Annotated in this window: 16 protein-coding genes, 1 tRNA gene and 1 rRNA gene; 14 read left to right on the top strand and 4 right to left on the bottom strand. The window is 53.9% G+C overall.

The genetic code is table 11. The features are described from left to right. Positions 1 to 164 precede the first annotated feature (164 nt). The 4 genes from COO92_RS16895 (at position 165) to COO92_RS16880 (ending at position 6,031) form a co-directional block, all read left to right on the top strand. A complete protein-coding gene (locus tag COO92_RS16895; RefSeq protein ID WP_101304061.1) occupies positions 165 to 1,001 on the top strand; it encodes an alpha/beta hydrolase in 837 nt (278 codons plus the stop codon). Between the two features lies 1 nt (position 1,002). Beyond that, complete coding sequence (locus COO92_RS16890; protein ID WP_101304059.1) at positions 1,003 to 2,958, top strand: 3-hydroxyacyl-CoA dehydrogenase NAD-binding domain-containing protein; 1,956 nt, start codon at positions 1,003 to 1,005, stop codon at positions 2,956 to 2,958. A gap of 665 nt (positions 2,959 to 3,623) precedes the next feature. Beyond that, positions 3,624 to 4,901: an aromatic ring-hydroxylating oxygenase subunit alpha gene (locus COO92_RS16885; protein ID WP_101304057.1), complete on the top strand. Its 1,278-nt coding sequence runs from the start codon at positions 3,624 to 3,626 to the stop codon at positions 4,899 to 4,901. After that, on the top strand, positions 4,898 to 6,031 hold the full coding sequence (locus tag COO92_RS16880) for an FAD-binding oxidoreductase (RefSeq protein ID WP_101304055.1): 1,134 nt from the start codon (positions 4,898 to 4,900) through the stop codon (positions 6,029 to 6,031). Before COO92_RS16885 ends, COO92_RS16880 begins: the two co-directional genes overlap by 4 nt. A 78-nt stretch (positions 6,032 to 6,109) precedes the next feature. On the opposite strand, the gene COO92_RS16875 is transcribed toward COO92_RS16880, so the two are convergent. Continuing rightward, entirely contained in the window at positions 6,110 to 7,156 is a 1,047-nt protein-coding gene (locus tag COO92_RS16875; protein WP_101304053.1) for a GlxA family transcriptional regulator, read from the bottom strand. Positions 7,157 to 7,564: 408 nt separating this feature from the next. Between COO92_RS16875 and COO92_RS16870 the strand changes: the two genes are divergently transcribed. From COO92_RS16870 to COO92_RS16855, 4 genes are all read left to right on the top strand, one after another. After that, complete coding sequence (locus COO92_RS16870) at positions 7,565 to 8,314, top strand: electron transfer flavoprotein subunit beta/FixA family protein (protein ID WP_101304051.1); 750 nt, start codon at positions 7,565 to 7,567, stop codon at positions 8,312 to 8,314. A 20-nt stretch (positions 8,315 to 8,334) separates the two neighbouring features. Beyond that, positions 8,335 to 9,270: an electron transfer flavoprotein subunit alpha/FixB family protein gene (locus tag COO92_RS16865; RefSeq protein WP_101304049.1), complete on the top strand. Its 936-nt coding sequence runs from the start codon at positions 8,335 to 8,337 to the stop codon at positions 9,268 to 9,270. A gap of 36 nt (positions 9,271 to 9,306) precedes the next feature. After that, entirely contained in the window at positions 9,307 to 10,164 is an 858-nt protein-coding gene (gene purU, locus COO92_RS16860) for a formyltetrahydrofolate deformylase (RefSeq protein WP_101304047.1), read from the top strand. A gap of 93 nt (positions 10,165 to 10,257) precedes the next feature. After that, a complete protein-coding gene (locus tag COO92_RS16855) occupies positions 10,258 to 12,819 on the top strand; it encodes a GcvT family protein (protein ID WP_101304046.1) in 2,562 nt (853 codons plus the stop codon). A gap of 126 nt (positions 12,820 to 12,945) precedes the next feature. On the opposite strand, the gene COO92_RS16850 is transcribed toward COO92_RS16855, so the two are convergent. Beyond that, positions 12,946 to 13,938: a GlxA family transcriptional regulator gene (locus COO92_RS16850; protein WP_101304044.1), complete on the bottom strand. Its 993-nt coding sequence runs from the start codon at positions 13,936 to 13,938 to the stop codon at positions 12,946 to 12,948. Between the two features lie 121 nt (positions 13,939 to 14,059). Between COO92_RS16850 and COO92_RS16845 the strand changes: the two genes are divergently transcribed. From COO92_RS16845 to COO92_RS16820, 6 genes are read left to right on the top strand one after another with little or no spacing between them, the layout of a single operon-like run. Then, positions 14,060 to 15,313, top strand: a complete 1,254-nt coding sequence (locus COO92_RS16845) for a sarcosine oxidase subunit beta family protein (protein ID WP_101304042.1) — start codon at positions 14,060 to 14,062, stop codon at positions 15,311 to 15,313. 11 nt (positions 15,314 to 15,324) lie between these two features. Further along, positions 15,325 to 15,645: a sarcosine oxidase subunit delta gene (locus COO92_RS16840; protein ID WP_022733386.1), complete on the top strand. Its 321-nt coding sequence runs from the start codon at positions 15,325 to 15,327 to the stop codon at positions 15,643 to 15,645. Continuing rightward, positions 15,642 to 18,635 carry a sarcosine oxidase subunit alpha gene (locus COO92_RS16835; RefSeq protein WP_101304040.1) on the top strand — a complete coding sequence of 998 codons (2,994 nt, stop codon included), beginning with the start codon at positions 15,642 to 15,644 and terminating at the stop codon, positions 18,633 to 18,635. The genes COO92_RS16840 and COO92_RS16835 overlap by 4 nt, the downstream gene beginning before the upstream one ends. Positions 18,636 to 18,678: 43 nt before the next feature. Beyond that, on the top strand, positions 18,679 to 19,230 hold the full coding sequence (locus COO92_RS16830) for a sarcosine oxidase subunit gamma (protein WP_101304038.1): 552 nt from the start codon (positions 18,679 to 18,681) through the stop codon (positions 19,228 to 19,230). Between the two features lie 53 nt (positions 19,231 to 19,283). Next, complete coding sequence (glyA, locus tag COO92_RS16825; RefSeq protein ID WP_101304036.1) at positions 19,284 to 20,552, top strand: serine hydroxymethyltransferase; 1,269 nt, start codon at positions 19,284 to 19,286, stop codon at positions 20,550 to 20,552. Continuing rightward, entirely contained in the window at positions 20,522 to 21,970 is a 1,449-nt protein-coding gene (locus COO92_RS16820; protein WP_420823347.1) for an L-serine ammonia-lyase, read from the top strand. The genes glyA and COO92_RS16820 overlap by 31 nt, the downstream gene beginning before the upstream one ends. A gap of 271 nt (positions 21,971 to 22,241) precedes the next feature. Here COO92_RS16820 and COO92_RS16815 read toward each other — a convergent pair. Next, positions 22,242 to 22,318, bottom strand: a tRNA-Met gene (locus COO92_RS16815). A gap of 105 nt (positions 22,319 to 22,423) precedes the next feature. Continuing rightward, positions 22,424 to 22,538, bottom strand: a 5S ribosomal RNA gene (gene rrf, locus COO92_RS16810). Positions 22,539 to 22,584 lie beyond the last annotated feature (46 nt).

Here is a 22,584-nt window from a genome sequence, read left to right as displayed (position 1 = left end):
CGGTACGCCTCGATTTAATTTATTTCAAGCATAAATATTTTGAGTTTGAAATATCTGTGAAATTGCCTAGAATTTGCCAAACAAACGAAGGCGCGCCCACAATAGCCCCACGAAAATCACGGCTGGTGCACCTAACATATCGACGGTCAGGGAAGACAGATCACATGATTACCGACTGGGACGACGCATATGCCAATGGCGACCATATCGCCGATGCCAGCTCATATCCGGGCATGTGGACAGAGCAATCTGCACAGTTCCGTGACACCCTGCTCGCGACCCAACGCGCAGAGCTTGATATCGCCTATGGCACCGGAGACCGCGAAAAATACGACCTGTTTCTTCCTGACCGTACGCCAAAGGGACTGGTTGTTTTTATGCACGGCGGGTATTGGAAGGCCTTTGATAAATCCAGTTGGTCACATCTGGCGAACGGTGCTGTTGCCAAGGGTTGGGCGGTATGCATGCCAAGCTATACGCTGGCCCCCGATGCCCGCCTGTCGCAAATCACCGGTCAAATCGCGGCAGCGATAAATCATGCAGCAGCACACATCGATGGCCCCATTCATTTGGCAGGCCATTCTGCCGGTGGACACCTCGTCAGTCGCATGGTCAGTGAAACCAGCCCACTGCTGCCGGACACCCTGTCACGTGTTAAAAATACAGTCTCAATTTCTGGACTGCATGACCTGCGCCCACTTTTAAATACATCAATGAATGATGTTCTGGGGCTGGATGGTCAGGAAGCCGTGATGGAAAGTGCAGCACTTCTGCGCCCCACCCTGCCCTGTTCAATCACCTGCTGGGTTGGCGCGGATGAACGTCCTGAATTTGTCCGCCAGAATGATCTTTTGGCCAACATCTGGACCGGACTTGGGGCATCGACCCGTGCGGTGCACGCCCCGGACAAGCATCATTTCAATGTTATTTCCGATCTGGCCGAACCGGATTCTGATCTGACAGCCTGTCTGCTGACCCCGATCAATCCAGAGGACATTTGACATGTCGACCGTCAACCTCACAACTGAAAACGACATCGCCTTTATCACCATTAACAATCCGCCGATCAACGCCACCAGCCACAGCGTGCGTCAAGGCATCGTCGACGCTCTTGATGAGATCGAAGGCGATAGCAGTATCAAGGTCGTCATTCTAATCTGTGCGGGCAAAACGTTCATTGCCGGTGCCGATGTCAGTGAATTTGGCCAACCGCCCAAAGATCCGATTCTGCCCGATGTGATCAAACGGTTGGAGTCCACCACCAAACCAGTCATTGCCGCCATTCATGGCCATGCGTTGGGTGGTGGGCTGGAAATCGCCCTTGGCTGTCATTACCGGATTGCGGAAAGTGGTGCGAAGCTTGGCCTGCCAGAAGTTAATCTGGGGCTTATTCCCGGCGCTGGTGGCACAGTGCGCTTGCCACGCCTTGTTCCTGTCCGCGACGCTATTGCCATGATTACGGGCGGCAAACCGGTTTCGGCTGATAAGGCCAATGCAATCGGCCTGATTGATGCCATCGCGCATGGCCCGCTTCGCGACGCTGCACTGGATTTTGCCCGCACCATCATCAACCGCCCGCGTCCCTTGGAACTGCGTCGCTGCCCGCCAGTTGATGCGCCTGATGATCATCAGTGGGATGAAATCATTGCGGGTGTCGGTAAAAAAGCCCGCGGACAGATTGCCCCCGTCATCGCCGCCCAGGCCATTCGCATCGGCATCGAACAGGACACCGCGGTGGGCCTTGTTCATGAACGCGAAAAGTTTGTCGAACTGCGCGATAGTGATCAGTCCAAGGCACTCCGTCATATTTTCTTTGCCGAACGATCCGTTGCCAAATTTCCTGAACTTGATGGTGCTGCACCAAACCCCATCAATGAAGTCGGTGTGATCGGTGGCGGCATCATGGGGGCAGGCATTGCAACCGCATCCCTTTTGGCGGGTTTCAAGGCAACGATTATTGAACGCAACGAAGATGCCTGTACCCATGGTCGCGCAACCGTTGAAAAGCATCTGAGTGGCAGCCTCAAGCGTGGCCTGATCACGCAAGATCGTTTTGACAATCTGCTGGCATCGCTTTCTACCAGCACCGACTACGCGGACCTTGGCACTGCCGATCTGGTGGTCGAAGCCGTGTTTGAAGATATGGCAGTCAAACACGATGTGTTTGGCAAGCTTTCGAAACACTGCAAGCCGGACGCTGTGCTGGCCTCAAATACGTCTTACCTCGACATCAACGAAATCGCGGCCAAATGTACTAATCCTCAGCGGGTGATCGGGCTTCATTTCTTCTCTCCGGCGCATATCATGAAGCTGCTTGAGGTGGTCCGCACCGATCGAGCCAACGCCGCAAGCCTTGCCACCGCGTTTGCCTTTGCCCGCAAGCTTGGCAAGATCGCGGTCCCCTGTGGTGTCTGCGATGGCTTTATTGGCAATCGCATTATGTCGGCCTATCGCAAGCATTGTGAATATATGCTCGAAGATGGCGCACTCCCCCATCAGATCGATGATGCCATGGTTGAATTCGGCTTCCCAATGGGCTTGTTTGCCATGCAGGACATGGCCGGACTTGAGATTTCATGGGCAACGCGTAAACGTCTCGCTCCGTTCCGTGATCCGGCTGAACGTTATGTCGCACTTGGCGATTATCTGTGCGAGATGGACCGGCTTGGCAAAAAGAACGGTCTTGGCTGGTATCGTTATGATGAAAACGGCAAAGCCCACCCGGACCCGGACGTCGATGCACTGGTGATTGCGGAATCGGATAAAAAAGGCATCACACGTCGCAATTTCGACACCAAAGAAATCATGTCCATCATCCTTGATGCCATGCGTAGCGAAGGCGACAAAATCCTTGCCGAAGGAATCGCCATGAGTCCAGATGCAATTGATGTGGTCATGGTCAATGGATATGGCTTCCCACGCCATGAGGGTGGCCCGATGTTCATGACCCAAAAGTAGCCAGAGCCAAGGACTGCAATCATTCCATCCACATAGGGGCAGACGGTGTTTACCGCCTGCCCCTATGTGATTTCTGGTGCATTTGGCACTTGCCTAATGGTACTTTAATGACAAGATAAAATGTCTGTTCAAGACCCTGAAAAGACCTCAAAGCTGATGTAAACGTATCTTTGGATCACACAATACGGTGTTGCGTCGCAAACCTACTGCCTTTTTGACTTAAGCTTTCTGCCATATCGGGATCAATCCGAAATAGATTTTCAAGTCGTCAAAATTTCAAACGACGGCGACCAAAGAGCAGGTAACCTGCCGACGAAGATTAGGGAGAATTTGGGTGCAACTGACAGCCCGTGACGCAGCCCATGCATGGCATGTGACTGATCTTAAGTGTTCAGGATCCCGCCTGAACACCACATATCCCCGCATCTTCGATCGCGAGGGGCATGATCAATCAGAGCCTGTATTAAGGTCAGCGATCACGTTATCTGTTTGCAAATCACCTCGGCCAAACAGGCGATCACGCGTCCATGCCCTTCTGATCAAAGATCAGGACGGACAAAAGATACGACGATGCCTTGTGACGTGAGACGCTAATTCCCTGCTGCAGACATGCGCCCTGCACAGGTTTTCTATCCGGGCACCACACAGAAGCCGAGGTTTCGATCATGCATTCATTATCTGATATTCAAAAACTTGTGTCCCGTCGCCAAAAAGGCAAAAGCCTCGAAGCGCCTTTCTATAGTTCGCCTGAAATTCTTGATCTCGATATCAAAGAGATTTTCAGCAAGCACTGGATTTTTGTCGCTGTCGAGCCGGAGCTCCCCGAGCCAGGCGATTGCGTGACGGTTGAGGTCGATAAGACATCGGTTTTGCTGCTGCGCGGCGACGATATGGAAATACGCGCCTTTCACAATGTGTGTCGCCACCGCGGGGCCAAGCTGATTGACGAACGTGCCACAACAATTGGTAACATTGTCTGTCGCTATCACGGTTGGACGTACAACGAAGATGGCGATTTGATCCTTGCCGAACATATGGGGGCTGGCTTTGACAAAAGCTGCCACGGTCTCAAGACTGTGCATGTGCGCTCAATCGCGGGTTTGATCTTTATCTGCCTTGCGAAAGATGCCCCTGCCGATATTGAGGAAATGGCCCGCGTAATGGAGCCCTACCTCGCACCGCATGATATTGCCAACTGTAAGGTCGCCCATACATCGGAGCTGATCGAAGAAGGCAACTGGAAACTGACGATGGAGAACAATCGGGAATGCTATCACTGTGATGGCAATCACCCGCAGCTCACCGTTCCGTTGTCAGCATTTGGCTTTGGTTTCTCGCCCGATGAAATGGATCAGCGTCGTTCTGAGGAAGTGAACAAGTACCTTTCTGCAGTTCATACAGATCATACGCGCTGGGAAGCATGTGGCCTGCCATCAGCAGAATCAGATCATCTGTCAAACATTACCGGTTTCCGCACGATGCGCCTGCCTCTGATGCGCGCCGGGGAATCTCATACGCTTGACACCAAAGTTGCATCGAAAAAGCTGCTTGGGCAGTTCACGGACGCCAAACTTGGCGGACTGAGTTTCTGGACACATCCGAACTCGTGGCACCATTTCATGAGCGACCACATTGTCACATTCTCCGTCTTGCCACTCGGCCCTGATAAGACGCTGGTGCGGACCACATGGCTTGTGCACAAGAATGCCCATGAGAACGAAGATTACAATCTTGATAACCTCACGCATGTCTGGAATATGACCAACGTGCAGGATGCCGAACTTGTGCGTCTTGCCCAGATTGGCAGTCAACAGCCGGCCTACGAACCGGGTCCTTATTCCACATTCACAGAACCACATGTAGAAGCGTTCTGTGACTGGTATATCAAGCGTCTGGATGACCACTTTGCTACCACCCAAAAAGCCGGGATTGCCGCAGAATGAGTGCGAACAAAACGACCACGACGGGACAAGGTGGCGATAAGCCCAGCGAAGAAATGCTGACCGAAGCAACCCGCGTTCCGCTTTGGGATCCTGAGCATGACGACGTTCTTGTCTGTCGACAGGTGCGCCAGGAAACCCATGACGTCAAAACGTTCGTCTTTTCCGGACGCGAACCGCGCGACTTTCGGTATTCACCGGGACAATTCATGACGTTCGAACTTCCGGTCGAAGGCATGGTAACGCGCTGCTATACGATCTCTGCATCGGCGGCACGGCCATACCGGCTCGAAATCACGGTCAAACGTGTTCCCGGTGGCCCCGGCTCAAACTGGCTTCATGATTACATGGTGCCGGGCAAGGAAGTAAATGTCTCGGGCCCGGGGGGCGAATTTACCACCGACGCGACATCTGACGAAAAACTGCTGTTCATTTCCGCAGGAAGCGGCATCACGCCAATGATGTCGATGACTAGAACGGCATGTGATTTGTCCGAACCGACAGATTTGCATTTCGTCCATGCAGCACGTACGCCATCCGACCTGATTTTCCGCGACGAACTTTCACTCCTGGCGTCGCAGAACCCGGGACTAAAAGTATCACTAACCTGCGACAGCACATCGGCCAGCCATAGCTGGACGGGCTTTAGCGGGCGCCTGAGCTTGCAGATGCTGTCATTGATGTCACCTGACTTCAAGGACCGGAAGATTTTCTGCTGTGGACCGGGCCGCTTCATGGATGGTGTGCGCGACATGTTGCGCGAAGCCGGGTTCGACATGGAAAAGTACTATGAGGAAAGCTTTGACTTCGGGGCTGAAACGGCAGGTACGTTCGAAGAGCACAGCTCTGTCGCACCGGAAATCAGTGGCCAGACCTTCCGTGTAAGTTTCAGCAAAACCGGTCATGTCGTCGAATGCAGTCCGGGCATGACAATCCTTTCGGCCGCACGTGAAGCGGGACTGTTGCCATTGTCATCGTGTCAGCGTGGCATTTGCGGAACGTGTAAATCAAAGCTGAACTCTGGCGAGGTCGATATGCAGCATGGTGGCGGCATTCGTCAGCGCGAAATCGATCAGGGAAAAATCCTGATCTGTTGCTCCACACCGCTTTCCGATGTTGAGGTCGAGCTGTAAAATCCAGTCCCGGCGCCCATACGCCGTTCATCACGGTTCAGGACAAAGAAGCCGCCATCAGTGCGGCCAATTTTGCAATTATCCGTCAAACGTAGCATCTGACCGCAGGTTGCTGACTGCCAATTCCGGCTCCAAAGTCGAGGGCCGTCGCAATGCTTGCGGCGTGCAGCCATAGCGGCGGCGGAACATCCGGCTTAGGTGTGACGAGTCGCAAAAACCGCAATCCACGGCAATCTGGGCGACAGACTTCTGGCTCTTCTCGATCAGGTGGTGGGCCAGATCAAGGCGGATGTTAAGAAAGGCAACCTGCGGGGATGTGTCGAGGCTGATGCGAAAATGTCGCTCGACCTGACGCTTGCTGTTGCCCATCCTGCGCGCAATCTCCTGCACGGAAATTGGCATGTCGATGTTCTGCTGCATGATGAGCAGCGCACGCTGCACAATCGTGTCTTGTGTCTTCAGATCAAGCGGAATGCCCGGCTGCGGTTTTTCAGCCTGAAGCGCATCATCAATGATCATGATGTGAAGGCTTTTGTTGGCCTGTGCACGCCCGACATGCTTATCAACAAGATAAGCCGCCAGATGGGCAGAACTCACGCCACCCGAACAGGTAAGGCGATCCCGATCGACAACAAAAATCTGCTCTGTAACCGGGTCAAGTCCTTCAAATTGATCAACAACTTCGGAGTGATGGAACCAGCTTATGCAACAGCGATACCCATCAAGCAGCCCTGCTTCATGCAGCAGAAACGCGCCGGTACAAACACCAACAAGCGGCACACCAGCGGCGGCGGCTTCATGCAAAAACTTCTGATAGGCCGGACTAAGATTTGGCTCTTCCGCCATGAGGCCGCCGACGACAACGATGTAATTAAACCGTCGGGGATCGCCAAGGCGTTCTTTGGGTTGTACCGTGATACCGCTGCTGGACGTTATCGGGTCCATCCGTTCAGAAAGAACCGTCCAGTTGCACAGGATCGGTCGACTTCGATCCCCCTCGTCTGCAGCCAGTCGCAGTACATCAACAAAGTTGGCAAAAGCGCAAAGCGTGAACCTGTTCGCCAGAATAAATCCGACAGTCAGGCGCGGTGTGTTTTGGTTACCAAATTTCGTATTCGTGAGCACCGGTTCCTCCGATACAGACAAGGTTTCTGCTTTTGTCGTAGCGATAATCTCACTTTGACGCAAACATTCTATTTTGTGGCGCAAAAAGTCGCCAGATTATCAACTGCGATCTAGACGACCAGATTGGGGAACCAAGAGAAACTCTAAGGACTCGGCATATCAACCTAAAGGACCATGTTCTTTTTCGCGCAAACTTGCACACAGAACATTCGCGCCCCTGATATTCGATCTCCAACGTATTGATCTGACCCTATTTCCGGGAAAACACATCCAAAACCGATGTTACCTTCGGAAGTCTTACATCACGTAATGCTTCCAATCTTTGATACGCACAACAGACCGCGGCTGATGCGCTGGTCGTCCTAAGACAGGTCATTCTGTCGGGGGACTTCGATAGAGAGGAAAATGATGAAGGTACTCGTACCAGTAAAGCGCGTCGTCGATTACAACGTGAAAATCCGCGTCAAGGCGGATGGTTCCGGCGTTGATCTTGCCAATGTCAAAATGTCGATGAACCCGTTTGACGAGATTGCCGTCGAAGAGGCAGTTCGTTTGAAGGAAAATGGTCAGGCAGACGAAGTTGTTGCCGTTTCCATCGGCCCGGCACAAGCGCAGGAAACGCTGCGGACCGCCCTTGCCATGGGCGCAGACCGCGCCATCCTGATTACCGTCGATGGGCCGGTTGAGCCGCTTAGCGTCGCAAAAATTCTTGCTGGCGTCGTAAAAGACGAGCAACCCGAACTTGTCATCCTTGGCAAACAGGCCATTGATGATGATGCCAATCAAACCGGTCAAATGCTTTCGGCACTGCTGGACTGGTCGCAGGCAACCTTTGCTTCCAAGCTTGAACTTGGCAGCGACAGTGCAAAAGTCACCCGAGAGGTCGATGGCGGTCTTCAGGCCATTAACATCAGTCTCCCGGCGATTGTAACCGCGGACTTGCGTCTGAACGAGCCGCGCTACGCGTCACTTCCCAACATCATGAAGGCCAAGAAAAAGCCGCTTGATACGAAGACACCCGATGACTTCGGTGTTTCTGTCGCATCGCGTCTGCGCGTCATCCGGGTTGAAGAACCCGCTGTCCGTCAGGCTGGCGTTAAGGTCGCCAACGTTGCGGAATTGACCGCAAAACTTAAAAACGAAGCTGGCGTCATCTGAACCAAGCGGAGATTGAAATTATGGCTATTCTTCTTTTTGCCGAGCATGACAACATCGCACTCTCCGAGCAAACCGCAAAGGCGCTGAGTGCTGCGGCAAAGATCGGTGGTGACATCGATATTCTGGTTGCAGGCAAAGATGTCAGCACAGTCGCCGAAGCAAGTGCCAAGCTTTCAGGCGTGCGTACTGTACTGGTTGCCCAAAGTGATGCACTGGAAAACCAACTGGCAGAAAACGCAGCAAGCCTCATTGTCTCGCTAAGCGGGGACTATGACACCATCGTTGCTGCGGCAACCGCAAACGGCAAAAACATTCTGCCGCGCGTCGCAGCCCTACTTGATGTGATGCAGATTTCCGAGGTTATGGACGTTGTCGATCCTGATACGTTCAAACGTCCGATCTATGCGGGAAATGCTGTTGAAGTCGTTCAAACGACCGATGCGACAAAGGTTATGACCATCCGAACATCCAGCTTTGGCGCCACCGAAGACGGCAGCACTACAGCCCCGATCAAAAGCATTGATGTCGGTGCGGCAGATGCCGGAAAATCATCCTTCATCGAAAACATCCTGTCGCAAAATGATCGTCCGGAATTGGGATCTGCCAAGATCATTGTTTCAGGTGGACGTGCTCTTGGCTCCGAGGAAAAGTTCAAGGCCGTCATTACCCCATTGGCTGATAAACTTGGTGCGGCGGTTGGTGCATCACGCGCGGCTGTTGATGCCGGGTATGCTCCAAACGACTTGCAGGTCGGTCAGACCGGCAAGGTTGTGGCCCCCGATCTTTATATCGCGTGTGGTATTTCCGGTGCGATCCAGCATCTGGCAGGCATGAAAGACTCAAAAATCATCGTCGCCATCAACACTGACGAAGATGCGCCGATTTTTCAGGTCGCAGATTACGGTATTGTCGGAGATCTGTTCGATGTCCTGCCCGAGCTGGAAGGTCAGCTCTGAGACGCACCTTAACCCAATTGAAACGGAACTGATCCAGTGAGCGAAAATTCTTACATCCTGCGCATCGCCTGTGACGACCAGCCGGGCATCGTTGCAACGGTAACGTCTGCATTGGCGTCGCGCGGTGCAAATATCATCGAATCAAATCAGTTCTGGGATCGACACACGAACCAGTTCTTCCTTCGCGTGGGGATCAGTGTACCGGCAGAAATCGACAAGGATTCAATTGTTCTAACACTTAATCCGTCGGTTGACCGCTTCAACATGAAGCTGAAAGTCGATGTCGTTTCGCGGCGTCCGAAAATTATCATCATGGTATCGAAATTCGACCATGCCATGCTGCACCTGCTCTATCAAATCAAGGTGGGATGGCTTGATGCGGAAGTTGCTGCAATTGTCTCCAACCACGAAGACGCCCGCAAAGTTGCCGAACAGGAAGGTATTCCGTTCCATTACATGCCGGTGAACAAGGACAACAAGATTGAACAGGAAGCCAAACTGGCCGATCTGATCAAGCAAACCAATTCCGAGCTGGTCGTCCTTGCCCGCTATATGCAGGTTCTGACCAACGAGCTTTCAAGCCAGTTTTATGGCATGATCATCAATATTCATCACTCGTTCCTGCCGTCGTTCAAGGGCGCAAAGCCCTATCATCAGGCCTATGACCGTGGGGTTAAACTGATTGGCGCCACGGCACACTATGTCACCCCTGATCTCGATGAAGGTCCGATCATTGAACAGGAAACAGAACGGGTAAACCACGCGATGTCTGCTGATGATTTTGTCGCCACGGGTCGTGACATTGAAGCCCGCGTTCTCGCCCGTGCTGTAAAATATCACCTTGAAGGTCGCGTGATGCTGAACAATCATCGCACTGTGGTCTTCACCTTATAGGCCAAATGAGTGTCGCGACCGGGTCAAATCGGTCCCGACATATTGTCCAATGCCGACCAATGATAATCGTCTCGAAAACAAGGAATGAAAAAAATGGCCGCATTTCCACAAAAGGCTAACGTCGTCATCGTCGGCCTCGGCGGTATCGTGGGGGCTTCGGTTACCCATCACCTGATCGAGAACGGGTGGGACGATATTGTTGGTATCGATAAGTCCGGCATACCAACTGACGTTGGCTCCACGGCGCATGCATCTGACTTCTGCTTTGCGACGAGCCACGATCTGTTGACGTGTTGGACTACCATGTATTCCATGGATTTCTACGAAAAGATGGGCCACTACGCGCGCATCGGCGGCATCGAAGTTGCGCGTGTTGGCGATGACGAACGCATGGCAGAACTCAAACGCCGCGTTGATTCCAGCAAGGCTTTTGGCACCAATGTCAAAATCATCAGTGCTGCCGAGGCCAAGGAAAAATTCCCGCTGCTTGAAGAAGATCAAATTCAGGGGGCTTTGTGGGACCCCGATGCTGGTCTTGTGACACCACGCTCACAAACTGTTGCCGGCAAACTGATAGATCAGGCTGCTGCCACCGGCAAACTTCAAATGTTTGCCAACACATCGGCCCTTGATCTGATCACCGAAAATGGCCGCATCATCGGTGTTAAGACCGAACGTGGCACGATCCATGCCAATCATGTTGTTGTCTGTGCCGGTCTTTGGGGCCGTTTGATTGCGGAAATGGCTGGCGAAGATTTACCGGTGATGCCGGTCGATCATCCGTTGACGTTCTTTGGTCCGTACAATGCCTTTGAAAACACCGGCGTTGAAATCGGCATGCCGCTTCTGCGTGATCAGGGCAACTCGGCCTATATGCGCGATACGGGCGACCCCAAAAGCACTGAAGGCGGTCAGATCGAGTGGGGATATTACTACGAAGAAAACCCGCGTCTTGTGCATCCGCGCGACATTCTTGAAAAGGACCAGGCACGCCTGTCACCGTCACAGCGCGATCTCGAACTCGAAGACGTGATCGAACCACTTGAACGCGCCATGGAGCTTACCCCAATCCTGACCGAGCTTGGCTTTAACGAAAGCCATTCGTTTAACGGCCTGCTTCAATCATCGGCCGACGGTGGCCCCGCCATGGGCGAAAGTCAGAAACTGCGCGGATTGTGGTATGCTGTTGGGATCTGGATCAAAGACGGACCGGGCATGGGCAAACTCATTGCCGACTGGATGACCCATGGCCGCACCCATGTCGATCATCATGCAATTGATTTCGCCCGCTACAACGAATTCCAGCTCGACGAAAAATACATCTACGACCGTTGCTATGAGACGGCGAAAAAGATCTATAACCCGCCGGTTCACCCGCGTGAGCCATTTGCCAATGCACGTGGCATTCGTCGCTCCCCGTTCTATGAGCGCGAAGTCGAACTGGGTGGATACTTCATGGAGCTTGGCGGTTGGGAACGTGCGCATGGTTATGCGTCGAACGAACATCTGCTTGAAAAATATGCCGACCGTGTTCCGGTGCGCGAAAACGAGTGGGATACCCGCCACTTCTGGCGCGTTTCCAATGCCGAACAGCTCGCCATGAGCGACGATTGCGGCATCATTAACCTGTCGCATTTCCATATGACCGAAATCGAAGGCCCCGACCATGTTGAACTCATGGAATGGCTCTGCGCGGCCAAAGTTGGCGGCGATGCCAATATCGGCAAGGGTATCTATACCCATATGCTTGATGAAGACGGCAACGTGCGTGCGGACTTTACCATGTTTCGTATGGAAGACCGCTGCCGTCTGGTGAACGGTGCGGATGCCGGTCCACGTGACCTGATCCACATGCGCCGCGTTGCGATGGATAAGGGGCTTGATGTCACCATTACCGATGTCACCGAGAAATTCACAACCATTGGCATCTGGGGACCGAACGCACGCGAGAACCTGCAGAAAGTCGTTAAAAACCCCGATGAATTAAACATCGACGCCTTCCCGTTCGCCGCAATCCGTCAAATCCAGATTGCCGGCAAAACCGTCACGGCCTTCCGTATTTCCTATGTTGGGGAGCAAGGGTGGGAACTGCATATGCGCTATGAAGACGGCCTTGCCGTCTGGGATGCGTTGCGCGAGATCGGTGTGATGGCCGTTGGTGTTGAAACCTATGCCAACTCGCGCCGCTTGGAAAAGTCACTCCGTCTGCAAAACGCCGATCTGCACACCCAGTACAATCTTCTCGAAGCAGCCCTTGCCCGCCCGAAGGTCAAGGAAGCCGATTTCTGCGGCAAGGCAAAGCACGTCGAATATCGTGAACGCGAACATCAACCAGCAATGCTGTGTACCCTTGTCATGACCGACAATGTCGACGCACAAGGTGTCGCACGTTATCCGGTGGGTAACCTTCCGGTCATGGAACCCGAAACCGGCGAAACCCTGATCGATGAACTTGGTCGTCGTTCCTATACGACCTCCATCGCCTTTGGCCCCAGCATCGGCAAAAACATCGCCCTTGCCTATTTGCCATGGGACTATTGTCAGGAAGGTCGCAAACTGAACGTCTCCTACTTCGACGAGATCTATCCGGTCGAGGTCGTAGGAATTGGCTACACGCCGCTCTACGATCCGGAAAACCTCAAACCGCGCAGCTAGCGGTAAGACCTATCCCCAAAAAAGGCGCAGTCGTTTTCAAGGCTGCGCCTTTTTTTATGGCATTTCTGTCTGCTGATGAGTTTGGCTTATGATGGTCTGGCTTAACGGGATCCTCAGGAACGAAAATCAAACGTCGGCTGGGCCCAACCTGCTCGCCTGCCGATAGGCCGCCGGTGCCATCCCTTCTTGCTTTGAAAATACGCGACTGAAATGCGATGCGTCACAAAACCCGGTCGAATTGGCGATATCGACAATTGTTCTGTCTGTCCGTTCAATCATCATTTTTGCCTGTGCTATGCGAATGCGCATGGCGGCGATGGACGGCGTAATATTAAGGGCCTTTTGAAAATGGCGTTCGAGTTTGCGTTTACTGACACCGAGTGCCTTCGCAAGATTTTCGGCGGGTTCTGGTGCATCAAGGCGTTGTTGAATGCGCAATAACGCCCGACTGACCAACGGGTCACGGGTCGATAGTTCAAGCGGCAAACCCGGCTGTGGTTTTTCGGCAACCTGAAGTTCATCAATGATCATGATGTGCAGGCTTTTTTGGGCCGCAGCACGCCCGACATGGCGTTCAACCAAAAATGCCGCAAGATGGGCTGAACTGGTCCCCCCCGAACAGGTCAGTCGATCCCGATCAACGACAAATATCTGGTCGGAAATCGGTACCATGCCTTCAAACGTTTCAAGAAAATCGTCATGATGGAACCAGCTGACACAGCATTTATAGCCATCAAGCAGCCCGGCCTCATGCATCAGGAAAACAGCCGTGCACAGCGCGACAAGCGGCACGCCCCGATTGGCTGCATCTCTAAGAAAGCGGATATATTCCGGACCGATTCTGACCTGTTCTTTCAGCAACCCGCCGACAACAACGATGTAGTCATAATCCTGCGGACGGGCCAAAGGTGCATCAGGGCGCACTTCAACCGCAGAACTTGATCGTACCGGTTGGCCGTTATGCGATAGAATATGCCATTCGCAATTAATTTGACGCGACTGATCTCCGTCGTCAGCCGCCAGACGCAAGACATCCAGAAAACTGGCAAAGGCCGAAATGGTGAAATGGGGGGCCAAGATAAATCCGACCCTGAGTTTCGGCGCTTTCGGCTGCGTCATTTGTTTTCTCCGCGAAAGATGGCAAATACTTACAACGGATATGACGCAAATATCCAATCACGATTTCGAAAAATAGCTTCTAATTGGTAAAATTGATGACACCCAGTGGAGCCGCCTCACCATGACGCATTTTTCTGCTTTGTCGCTGCTAAAGAATGCCCTGACAGGACAAAAGAACTGGCAGGCGCAATGGCCCGACAGTCAACCCAAGTCAGAATATGACGTCGTCATCGTTGGTGCGGGCGGCCATGGACTTGGTGCCGCGCACTATCTGGCCAAAGAACATGGTATCACCAATGTTGCGGTGATCGACAAGGGTTGGCTTGGGGGCGGCAACACAGGGCGCAACACCACGATCATCCGGTCGAACTATCTCTACGATGAAAGTGCAAAGCTTTATGACCACGCAGTTGATCTGTGGGAAGGGCTTAGTCAGGACTTGAACTATAACGTCATGTTCTCGCGCCGTGGTGTTTTGATGCTGGCGCACAATGTCCATGATGTGCAATCGTTCCAGCGTCACATTCATTCGAACCGCCTTAACGGTGTTGATAACCGCTGGCTGACACCACACGAAGCCAAAGAATTCTGTCCTCCGCTGAACATTTCGCCGAATGCACGCTACCCCGTCATGGGCGGTGCGCTTCAGATGCGGGCCGGAACCGCACGTCATGATGCGGTTGCCTGGGGCTATGCCCGAAGTGCATCCCAACGTGGTGTTGATATCATTCAAAACTGCCCGGTCACCGCGATCCGCCGTGGCACCGACGGTTCGGTTGAGGGCGTTGAAACCGCCAAGGGCTTTATCCGCGCGAAAAAAGTCGCGGTATCAGCAGCCGGTCACACCAGCGTTGTGATGGATTCTGCCGGTGTTCGTATGCCGCTTGAAAGCTATCCGCTTCAGGCACTGGTGTCCGAGCCGATCAAACCGATTTTCCCATGTGTTGTCATGTCCAACACCGTGCATGCCTATATCAGCCAGTCTGACAAGGGCGAGCTTGTGATTGGGTCTGGCACAGACCAATACACCAGTTATTCGCAACGTGGTGGCCTGCCGTTGATTGAGCATACGGTTGCGGCAATCTGCGAGATTTTCCCGATCTTTAATCGTATGCGGATGCTGCGCAAATGGGGCGGCATTGTTGATGTAACGCCTGATCGTTCCCCGATCCTTGGCACAACGCCAGTGCCCGGATTGTATGTCAACTGCGGCTGGGGCACGGGTGGCTTTAAGGCCACACCGGGTGCGGCCCATACTCTTGCATGGACGATTGCCAAAGGCACCCCGCACGACATCAATGCCCCCTTCACGCTGGACCGGTTCCGGACTGGCCGTCTGATTGACGAGGCGGCTGCTGCCGCCGTCGCACACTGAGGAGAACGAACATGCTTCTCGTACATTGCCCTTATTGCGATGAAACACTGCCGGAACTGGAATTTACCTATGGCGGTGAGGCCCATATCGCCCGCCCGGAAAACCCGGCGGATAAAACCGATGATGAATGGCGCGATTTTCTGTTCATTCGCACCAACGTCAAGGGCCCGCATTTTGAACGCTGGCGTCATGCCCATGGCTGTGGCCGGTTCTTTAACGCTGTGCGCGATACCGTCTCGGATCGTTTTCTGACGACCTACAAAGCCGACGCCCCACGACCGGACCTTGCCGTCCTGCTTGCAGATGCGTCAATGAAGGAGCCTTCGAAATGACCACCTTCCGCGTTCCGGGCCGTGGCCGGGTCCTTCACAACCGACCGGTTTCTTTTACTTTTGATGGCATGACCTATCAGGGCCTCGAAGGCGATACCGTCGCCTCCGCCCTGATTGCCAATGGCGTTCAGCTGATGGGGCGTTCGTTTAAATATCACCGTCCACGTGGCCCGATGGCAGCAGGTTCAGAAGAACCAAATGCCCTGATCGGCACCCGCCGTGGCAAGGGTCGGTTCGAGCCGAACACGCGTGCTACCGTGCAGGAAATCTGGAACGGGCTTGAAACCAACAGCCAGAACAAATACCCAAGCCTGAAGTTCGATGTCGGTGCGATCAATGACCGTGCCTATATGCTGTTTTCAGCCGGGTTCTATTACAAAACCTTTATGTGGCCGCGTTCCTTCTGGGACAAATATTACGAACCTTTCATTCGTGCGGCAGCTGGTCTTGGCGTGTCGCCCAGCGAACCCGACCCGGACAATTATGCATCACGCTATCTGCATACCGATGTCCTGATCATTGGGGCAGGTCCGGCGGGTCTTGCATCTGCACGTGCGGCAGCAACGGCTGGATTGCGCGTCACACTTGTTGATGAAAACTCCGAACCGGGTGGCACGCTTCTAAGCGAACCGCAGGCACAAATTGATGGAAAACCCGCATGGGATTGGCTCAGCGCGGAACTTGATGCGCTGACCGACCTTGGCGTTCGGATCATGACCCGCACGACCGCAATTGGCTATTACCATCAAAACATGATCGCCCTGTGTCAAAAGCTGGCCGATCATCAAGAAAAACCTGCCGAGGGTGCGCCGCGTGAACGCATGTGGCGTGTGCGGGCCAAGCAGGTCATTCTGGCCCAAGGTGCGCTTGAAAAACCGCTGGTGTTTGATGGGAATGACCGGCCGGGCGTCATGCTGGCCGGATCCGCACAGACCTATCTGAACCGGTATGGCGTGCGCGTTGGCAATAAGGCCGTGATTGTCACCAGTCACGACAGTGCATGGTATGCGGCCTTTGATCTTGCATCGGCAGGCACACAGATCGAAGCCATCGTTGATACCCGCCCGACACCGAACGCAGACCTGATCAAAGAAGCCGCCGCACGCGGTATCACGGTCCTTCCCGGACATACTGCGACCGGAACATCTGGACGACTGCGGATCAAGTCGGTCCGTGTGAACAAGGTTGAAAATGGCAAGGTTCTTACTGCTCGGAACATCAGTTGCGACAGCCTGCTGATCTGCGGTGGCTGGACGCCGACACTCCATCTGTTTTCCCACACCAAGGGGTCCCTGAAATGGGATGACGAAAGTCAGACCTTCCTGCCGGACCGCATCACCGAGGAATGCCAGATTGCAGGTGCCGGTCGCGGCCTTTGGGGCATTGCGTCCGCGCTTAATGATGGTGCTGTCATGGGCGCCGCTGCGGCCACGGCGCTTGGAAAATCGGCAACGGCCCAAACAGTGACCGTCACAGATGACCGTCCCGGCACAGGCGAAAGCCACACCGAATTGCCAACCGATCTTGATCCGGGCAAGGCACGTGCTTTTGTCGATTATCAAAACGATGTGACCGCCAAGGATCTGCGCCTTGCAGTCCGCGAAGGCATGCGTTCAATTGAACATGTCAAACGCTACACCACCAACGGCATGGCTACCGATCAGGGCAAGATGTCAAACATCAACGGCCTGAACATTGCCGCCGATGCCCTTGGCAAAAAGCAGCCCGAAGTCGGTCTGACCACCTTCCGGCCACCTTACACCCCAACCAGTTTTGGCGCCTTTGCCGGCTATCACAAGGGTGAGCATTTCGAAGTAACCCGCAAAACTCCAATTGATAGCTGGGCCGAAGAAAACGGTGCGGTGTTTGAACCCGTCAGCCTGTGGCGTCGTGCGTGGTACTTCCCCAAAGACGGCGAAGACATGGACGCCGCTGTACGTCGTGAATGCCGCGAAACGCGCAAATCCCTTGGTATGTTTGACGCATCCACCCTTGGCAAGATCGAGGTTGTTGGCCCCGATGCGGTTGAATTCATGAACCGCATGTACACCAATCCATGGACCAAACTGGCACCGGGTCGGACCCGCTATGGTCTGTTGCTGGGCGATGATGGCTTTATCCGCGATGACGGTGTGATTGGACGGCTCAGCGATGACCGTTTCCACATCACCACGACCACCGGTGGTGCGGCGCGTGTTCTCAATATGATGGAGGATTACCTCCAGACAGAATGGCCAGACCTTAAAGTCTGGCTGACCTCGACCACCGAACAATGGTCGACCATTGCACTTAATGGCCCGAATGCGCGCAACCTGATTGAACCCTTTGTCGAAGGACTTGATATCTCTGACGCCGCATTCCCGCACATGTCGATTGCCGAATGCACCTTTGCCGGTTTCCCGGCCCGCCTGTTCCGCGTCAGCTTTACCGGCGAACTTGGCTTTGAAATCAACGTCCCGGCCCGTCATGGCCGTGCACTGTGGGAAAAGCTGTTTGATGCGGGCCAGAAATATGACATCTGCACCTATGGCACAGAAACCATGCATGTTCTGCGTGCGGAAAAGGGCTTCATCATTGTCGGTCAGGATACCGACGGCACGGTAACGCCCTATGATGCGGGTGCCGGCTGGGCGATTGGCAAAAACAAACCTGATTTTGTCGGTATGCGTGCGCTCAACCGTCCGGACCTGACCGCCGAAGGACGCAAACAACTGGTTGGCCTTCTGACCGAGGACGGCACATCCAAACTCGAAGAAGGGGCGCAGATCGTACTTGATCCGAACCAGCCCATCCCGATGAAAATGGTGGGTCACGTGACATCGTCCTATCACAGCGATGCAGCGGGCCGTCCAATCGCACTTGCCCTGGTTGAAGGCGGCCACGGGAAAACCGGCGATACGGTCTATATCCCGATGCCGGACCGAACGATCAAGGCAACGATCACGGGTACGACATTTTATGACCCCGAAGGTGCCCGTCTGAAGCTGTAACCTTGTCACATTGAATACCGTCATATGAACGGAGAAGACTGCAATGACTGCACATGTCGATCTAAATATGGCCCGGACACTGGCCAAAAGTTCCGCTGTCAGCGTTGAACTTCTGCCACTCGTCGCACGCTTTTCATTGCGTGCGGGTACCAGCGAACAGGCCGCTCTTTCAAAGGCGCTGGGCCTTGCCCTTCCGACTAAAATCGGCCAGTGCGCACGTAAAAACAAACTCGAAGTGCTGTGCCTTGGTCCTGACGAATGGAGCATTCTGGCGCCTGAAGATCAGGCGGTAAAAATCACCGATGCCTGTGAAGCAATCTACGCCAAAGCACCACACAGCCTGACAGAAGTTTCAGACCGTGAAATCGCCGTTCAGATCACCGGGGTAAAAGCCACCGATCTGATGACAATCGGCTGCCCGCGCGATCTTGACCTTCTGCCGGTCGGGGAAGCACGCCGTACGATTTTTGATGGCGTCTCAGCCGTACTTTGGCGCGATGGTGCCGACGAATATCGCCTTGACCTTTGGCGATCATTTGCACCGCATGTCATTTCGCTTCTTGAAACGGGCTGCACCGAACTCGCCGCAGAATAAGCGCCGTTGCGGGCATCGTCCTTCATCGCCGAACCTTGAAATGGGACAGATCCATGACTGATCAAAACGTTCTTTCGACCATTGCCGATACCGTCATTGCCGACGCCATCAATCATGAACTCTCGCGTCAGCAAAATCAGATCGAATTGATTGCATCGGAGAATATCGTCTCCAAAGACGTTCTTGCCGCCCAAGGATCGGTTCTGACCAACAAATATGCCGAAGGCTACCCGGGCCGCCGTTACTATGGCGGATGTGAGCATGTCGATGAGGTTGAACGTATCGCCATTGATCGGATCAAACAGCTGTTCGGTGCCGAATTTGCCAATGTGCAGCCCCATTCCGGCGCGCAGGCTAATCAGGCTGTTTTCCTTGCCTTGCTGGAACCCGGCGATCGGATCATGGGCATGTCACTCGCACATGGTGGCCACCTTACCCATGGCTCGCACGTCACGATGTCTGGCAAGTGGTTTGATGTTGTTTCTTATGAAGTGCGCGAAGACACCCATCTGATCGATATGGAAGATGTGCGTCGGGTGGCACTTGAAACCAAACCAAAACTCATCATCGCAGGGGCATCGGCCTATCCGCGCGAAATCGATTTCAAAGCTTTCCGCGAAATTGCCGATGAGGTTGGCGCCTATCTTATGGTCGATATGGCCCATTATGCTGGTCTGATCTGTGCCGGGCATTATCCCAATCCCGTGCCCCATGCACATGTTACGACCTCAACCACCCATAAAACCCTTCGTGGCCCGCGCGGTGGCATTATTCTCACCAATGACGAAGCCCTTGCAAAGAAGTTCAACTCAGCTGTCTTCCCGGGTAACCAGGGTGGTCCGCTCATGCATGTGATTGCCGCCAAGGCGGTTGCATTCGGCGAAGCCCTGCAGCCAGTCTTCAAAGACTATGCCGCACAGGTGATTGCAAACGCTCGTGCTCTGTCTAATGTTCTGATTGAAGGCGGCCTTGGCATTGTCTCGGGCGGAACGGACTGCCACATGGTGTTGGTCGATCTGCGCCCCAAAGGGGTGACCGGCAAAGTGGCCGAAGCCGCTCTCGAACGTGCGGGCCTGACTTGTAACAAGAACGCCATCCCGTTTGATCCGGAAAAACCGTTTGTAACATCGGGCATTCGCCTTGGCACGTCGGCCGGTACCACGCGTGGCTTTGGCGAAGCCGAATTCCGCAAAGTTGGCGAACTGGTCCTCAAAGTGATCGAAGCCCTTTCAGACAATCCCGAAGGTGACGCCACCGTCGAAGCCGCGGTTTTGGCTGAAGTCCACGAATTGTGTGCTGCCCATCCGATTTACGGTCAGTAATTCAGGTGTTTTTGTCAGTTTTTGACATTTTCAAGATCGGCATCGGCCCGTCATCGTCTCATACGATGGGGCCGATGACGGCAGCTTCCCGGTTTCTTGACGATCTAAGAGACCCTGCATTATGTGGCTCCGGAACGAACCGGCTGGCATCTGTATCTGTCTCCCTGCACGGATCATTGGCCTTTACCGGCAAAGGTCACGCAACGGATCGTGCTGTCGTACTTGGGCTGATTGGCCTTTTGCCCGATACACTCGATCCCGATCAGGCTGCAAAGCTCGAAGCCGAGGTCCATGAGACAAAAACCATCTCACCCTCAGGCATTGGGCTCCTCAGGTTTGACCCAACCAAAGACCTCATTTTTGACTATGGCCCGCCGCTTGAACTACATGCCAATGCGTTGACCTTCAGCGCGTTTGACGACGACGACCAGCTTTGCCATCGCGAAACCTATTATTCAGTCGGGGGCGGATTTGTCATGAGTGAGGCGGAGCTTCTGGCCGAACGCGAAGGGGCTGCGCAGTCGCTAAATGCGAAAAAACAGTCGCATGATTTCCCCTACCCGTTTGGTTCGGCCAAAGAGATGCTGGCCATGGGACAAGCCTCAAGAAAAACCATTGCCGAAATGAAACGTGCCAATGAGCGCGTTATTCATGGCAATGCCCTTGATGAAAAACTCAACACCATCTGGCAGGCGATGAATGATTGTATCAATCGTGGTCTGCATCTTGATGGTGTTCTGCCCGGCGGACTCAAGGTCAACCGGCGTGCGAAAGCAATCCATGCAGCGCTGTGTGATGAACGCGGGAACAATATGGCGCAACCACACGTGTCCAATGACTGGCTCAGTGTCTATGCCATGGCGGTAAACGAGGAAAATGCAGCTGGCGGTCGGGTGGTTACATCGCCCACCAATGGCGCTGCTGGTGTTGTCCCTGCCGTTCTTCGTTACTATCGCGACCATTGCTATGGTGCCCATGAAGAAGGCGCACGCGATATGCTTCTGGTTGCCGCTGCCATTGGCGGTATTATCAAGCACAATGCATCTATTTCCGGCGCCGAAGTGGGCTGTCAGGGCGAAGTCGGCTCTGCCTCGGCCATGGCTGCTGCCGGACTTTGCGCGGCATTGGGCGGCAGCAACGAACAAGTGGAAAATGCCGCCGAAATCGCACTTGAACACCATCTTGGCCTGACCTGCGATCCTGCGGGCGGACTGGTACAAGTACCCTGTATCGAACGAAATGCACTGGGGGCGATCAAGGCCGTATCCGCCGCCAGCTTGGCACTGCGCGGTGATGGCACACATTTCATGCCGCTCGATAACTGCGTAAAGGTCATGTTGGAAACCGGACGGGACATGAACCTGAAATACAAAGAAACATCGACAGGCGGTATTGCGGTTAACATACCCGAATGCTGAGTTAGGATTGCTCAGGCGGATAAGTTGAAAGATGTAGAACGCCGCAGTCTGCGCGCGGCTCCGCCGTGCTCGACCTTCGGCTTAAAAACGCTCCACTGGAGCGTTTTCTTGACGTCCTTTCTCAGGACTTACGCGCACCCACTGGGTGCACGGTTCCTTCGAAACCATCAAGTTATGAGCACAAGCCCATAACGCAGGAACATCAGAGGTTCAAAGGCGCTTCACGTGATCAAATAAAAAAGGCCCGCCACGAGGGCGAGCCTTTCTTATTTGGTTGCGGGGAGAGGATTTGAACCTCTGACCTTCAGGTTATGAGCCTGACGAGCTACCGGGCTGCTCCACCCCGCGTCAGTGGGTGTTTTCTGTTGTTTAAACAGACAACGCCGCGTCAATGAAGAGGCGGCGTTTGATGTTTGGGTGTGATGTAGGGAATATATATGCTGTGTTTAGAAGGCCCGGCAGTGACCTACTCTCCCGTGCCTTAAGACAAAGTACCATCGGCGCAGGCTGGTTTCACTTCTGAGTTCGGGATGGGATCAGGTGGTTCCCGGCCGCTAATGCCACCGAGCCATCTAAACACAGCTTTTGAAGAGAATGGATATCGTGATTGTGTT

It is taken from the genome of Thalassospira lohafexi (assembly GCF_002844275.1).
Lineage (GTDB): Bacteria > Pseudomonadota > Alphaproteobacteria > Rhodospirillales > Thalassospiraceae > Thalassospira > Thalassospira lohafexi.
The sequence above is the reverse complement of the archived record's forward strand: the minus strand, read 5'-3'. Positions and strand labels throughout refer to the sequence as shown.